5 protein-coding genes are annotated in these 4,105 nt (G+C 69.8%); 1 reads left to right on the top strand and 4 read right to left on the bottom strand.

Annotation, left to right across the window (positions count from 1 at the left end):
- From FNH08_RS46150 to FNH08_RS46140, 3 genes are all read right to left on the bottom strand, one after another.
- Positions 1-492: ATP-binding protein (locus FNH08_RS46150; protein ID WP_194238854.1), on the bottom strand; the 492-nt coding region annotated here is incomplete at its 3' end.
- A gap of 63 nt (positions 493-555) precedes the next feature.
- Positions 556-1,542, bottom strand: coding sequence for a hypothetical protein (locus FNH08_RS46145; RefSeq protein ID WP_152777693.1), 987 nt, complete (start codon positions 1,540-1,542; stop codon positions 556-558).
- A 154-nt stretch (positions 1,543-1,696) separates the two neighbouring features.
- Positions 1,697-2,077: a hypothetical protein gene (locus FNH08_RS46140; RefSeq protein WP_152777691.1), complete on the bottom strand. Its 381-nt coding sequence runs from the start codon at positions 2,075-2,077 to the stop codon at positions 1,697-1,699.
- 98 nt (positions 2,078-2,175) lie between these two features.
- Between FNH08_RS46140 and sigJ the strand changes: the two genes are divergently transcribed.
- On the top strand, positions 2,176-3,105 hold the full coding sequence (gene sigJ, locus FNH08_RS46135; protein ID WP_152777689.1) for an RNA polymerase sigma factor SigJ: 930 nt from the start codon (positions 2,176-2,178) through the stop codon (positions 3,103-3,105).
- Positions 3,106-3,112: 7 nt separating this feature from the next.
- Here the strand turns inward: sigJ and FNH08_RS46130 are convergent, their stop codons facing one another.
- Positions 3,113-3,778: a TetR/AcrR family transcriptional regulator gene (locus FNH08_RS46130; RefSeq protein WP_322726527.1), complete on the bottom strand. Its 666-nt coding sequence runs from the start codon at positions 3,776-3,778 to the stop codon at positions 3,113-3,115.
- Between the last annotated feature and the right edge of the window lie 327 nt (positions 3,779-4,105).

Below are 4,105 nucleotides of genomic sequence, written 5' to 3'. Positions count from 1 at the left end.
GGCAGGGGTACGGACGGTGTAGCTTCCGTCGCCGCGTCCTCGCCACTCCACGGCGGGGGCGCCGGGGGTGCGGGCCGAGCGGCTCAGGACGTGGATCTCGTCCGCGACCAGGAAGCAGGAGAGCAGGCCGATGCCGAACTGTCCGATGAAGTCGCCGCGTTGCTCGGCGATCCCCTCGGCGCGCTTGCTGCTGCGGCCGATCGTGGCGAGGAAGGTGTGCACGTCGGCCTCGGTGAGACCGACGCCGTCGTCCTCGACGCGTACCACCGAACCGTCGGCGTACAGGCGGATGCCGAACGCGTCGGCGGGGGCGGCAGGTTCGAGGCCCTTCCGGGCGGTCAGCGCGTCCACCGCGTTCTGCATCAGTTCGCGCAGGTAGACGCGAGGGCTGGAGTAGAGGTGGTGGGAGAGGAGATCGACGAGTCCGCGCAGATCCACCTGGAAGGTGCGGTCGGCGTCGGCCGGGTTGACGGCGGTGTCGGGCAGGGTCATCGGGCAGTCCGGAGTGGGAGGGGCGACGGGTGGCGGGCAGGCGGCACCGGGGCCGACGGGGACTCAGGCACGGCGGTGGTGGCGGGCGAACTGCTTCTCGGGGTCCGCGAAGTAGGTCCAGGGCCACTTGGTGTAGGCGCCGTCGAGCGTCTGGAAGACGCGCCGGACCGTGTGGCGCTCACCGGCCAGCGACAGGGCCATGGCGAACATGTTGAAGTCGTGCTGCCAGCCCGGGCGCCGCGCGTAGGCGGGGTGCAGGATGCTGTGGTCGGCCGCGTCACGCAACTCGGCCTGGATTTCGGGGGTTTCGAGGCAGGCACCGTAGTCCGACTCGACCCAGTCCTCGATGTGCGCCATGGCGATCACGCAGCCGAGGTCGTGCCCCTGCGGGGCGCGGGCGAAGGCGTCGCGGGCGAACGCCATGGCCTGGCCGGGTTCGCCTCCCCAGCGGGGCTGCAACTGCGACACCCACTGGATGTGGGTGTCCAGGTCGAGTGGGTCGCGGCGCAGGGCGGCGTCGAGCCGGGTCTCGTTGATGTCGGGGCCCAGCGACATGCCGCGGCCGGAGGTGAGGAGATGACGCCACGGCGTGACCCATTCCGGCCGCAGCTCGGCGGACTCCAGCAGCTGCTCCTCGGCGATGCGGAGCCGCTCGTGGAAGACCCGCCACTGCTCCTGCGTGACGTTCACGGCGCGCTCGGCGGTGCGGGCCTCCCAGCCCCAGCTGATGTGGCGCGCCCCGGATATCAGCAGGGCGGTGGCCCGGTGCTCCTTGTCCTCCTCGACGGCCCGGCCGATCCAGTCCTGCACACCGTCCATGTCGGCCAGTTCACCCAGGACCTGGTGGTCGCGGCCGAGGTCGAAGGGGGTCAGCGCCGCCTTGACCGCCTCCCAGTCACCCGCGTCGGCGGCCTCCACCAGCGCGAGCACCCGCGCGTCCCCGAGTGCGCGCAGCGTGTACATCCCGTTCTTCTGCCTGCGCGGGACGGGAAGGGCGTGCGGATCCGCCTCCGGTCTCTCCGCATCCCTGCCGAACAGCTTGCCGAACATGCCGCGCCCTCCCCTGGTCCCGCGTGATCGTCCGGAGCAGCATAAACGGCACCACCGACACCACTTCCACAGGGTTTTCACCGTAACTTCACTGATCCGGCCCCACCCGCTCGCCCGCCGACACCTCTCCGACGGGCGAACGGCATGAAACCCCTCAGCGTCGGGCCAGCGCCAGCACACTCAGGCCGAACATCAAGACGCCCAGGGGGAGATGGAGCGACGGAACGTGCGCGATGCCGAGCACGACCTGGACCGAGGCGAGTACGAGGAAACCGGACGCGTGCCAGACAGGGCGGGGCGAGCCGCCGCCCGGCTTCCACGCCAGCACCGCCGCGAGCACGTACAGCATCGACGCCCCGTACATCACACGGGCTCCGACACTGTGCAGTGTCTCTCCGTAGGACGAGGTCAGCAGCAGTCCGGCGGAGACCGCCTGAAGGAAGATGGTCAGGCTCTGCAGGGCGATCGCGATCCGCAGGAACGAGGAACCGCGTTGTGCGTTCGCCGTCGCTGTCTCCGTCACCTGAGTGGCCATGTCATAGTCCCCTTTTCCCGCCTTCGGGCGGTAGATCGATAAGGTCTCACCAGCCCGACGACACGGGCCTGCGAAAGGTAAGGCGGGGGGCCTGAAGCATGGGGACTGTCGGGACCGGCACTGATGAGTCGGCCGGCGAGCGACCCCAACTGATCAATGTCGCTTACCGGTTGCTCGGTTCGGTGACCGAGGCCGAGGACGCCGTACAGGATGCCTACGCACGCTGGTACGGGCTGCCACGAAGCCGGCGGGAGGAGATCCTGTCCCCCGGCGCCTGGCTGACGACGGTGACCGGCCGCATCTGCCTGGACCTGCTCGGCTCGGCGCGGGCCCGCCGTGAACGCTATGTCGGCGCGTGGCTGCCAGAGCCGCTGCCCGACCGCACCGAATGGGACCACGCGGGCGGCGCCGACGCCACCCGCCCTGCGGACCCCGCCGACCAGATTGTCCTGGACGAGTCCGTGGCCATGGCCTTCCTCGTCGTCCTGGAGTCGATGACGCCCGCCGAGCGGGTGGCGTTCGTCCTGCACGACGTCTTCCGGTACCCGTTCGCCGAGATCGCCCACGTTCTCGGCCGTACCCCTGCGGCCTGCAAGCAGCTGGCGGCCTCCGCCCGGCGGCGCGTGAGCGTCGCGCACGCGCCGGTGACGGCGACCGGCCAGGCCGACGTGGTGAGGCAGGTCAAAGAAGCCTGGGAAACCAAGGACATCGCCGCCCTCGTCGGTCTCCTCGACCCGGCCGCCGTGATGACCGCCGACGGCGGCGGCCTGGTCGGTGCCGTCCTGCGCCCGGTCGAGGGCGGTGCGCGCATCGCCCAGTACATGGTCGCCATTGCCGACAAGGCTCCGGGACTCGAACTCCTGGAGCGGTCGGTCAACGGCGTTCCGGGCCTGGTGGCCCAGCGTGCCGGCGTCGTCATGACCGTGGCCTCGTTCCACGTCTCCGACGGGCGCGTCACCCGGATCTGGGCGGTCCGCAACCCGGAGAAGCTGCGGCCATGGGCGCGAATGGGCCAGGCGTATCCCTGAATCGCACTCAGGCCCGGTGCCCCGCACCCGTCGCGAGCAGTCCGTCGACGACGAGTGCCGCCAGCGATTCCGCGGTGGCCGCGAGCTGCTGCGGCGAGGCGTTCTCGGGCCTGCCCAGGCGCAGGGCCAAAGGCACCTCCAGCATCCCGGAGACGGGACCCATGACGGCGAAGAACAGCACGTCCACCGGGACGGGCGCCATGCGTCCGGACGCCACGAGCCGTTCGATGCCGGGCAGCATGAGCTGCAGCATCGGGGCGATGTAGCGCTCGTACAGATAGTCCAACCGCTCGGTGTCCCGGGAGAACTCGTCCACCATGAGCCGTCCGATCAAGGGCGTGTCCACAGCGTTCCAGTAGAAGCCGGTGATGAACTGCCTCAGTTGCTCGGCCTCGTCAGCCGAGGGATCCGGCTGCGGCATACGGGCGAGCTGCGCCCCCAACGCATAGTCCACGGTCGCACGCCAGAACGCCGCCTTGGACCCGTACCGGTCGTTGATGAAGTTGTGACTGACACCGAGACGGCGGGCCAGCTCACGGGCCGACGCCCGGTCGTAGCCCAGTTCCGCGAACGCCTCGAGCCCCCACTGGAGGACGCTCTGCCCTTCAGGCGCCGCGGGAGTACCCGCACCGGGACGCCCCGGCCGTCGAGCAGATCCGGTTCTTGCTTCCACCCCTGCCTCCATGACTGATTGATGGCGCCCGCATGTCGTGCGATCCGCAGACGTCGTGGCCGTTGAACGCCGTGCTGCCCGAAGAGCAGCGCCTCCCGAACACGCGGGCTACCCCGCCTCCATCCCGAAGGCTTGATGAGCACTCTACTTGACGAGTGTCAGATTAAGAGTAATCTGACGTGTGTCAGACGGTGCTTCCGGCGTAAGGAACGCCGCTCGACCAGCTGTCCTTCGCAGGGCCGACCTGTGCACATCCGCACGGATCAGCAGATGACCACAGTCCTCGCACCACTTCGCGGACGCCCCGGGCACGACGTGCGCCCGGCC

Origin of the sequence: Streptomyces spongiae (assembly GCF_009377185.1) — a bacterium.
Classification (GTDB): Bacteria; Actinomycetota; Actinomycetes; order Streptomycetales; family Streptomycetaceae; genus Streptomyces; species Streptomyces spongiae.
Note: the sequence above shows the minus strand (reverse complement) of the source record. Positions and strands in the feature narration are given on the sequence as shown.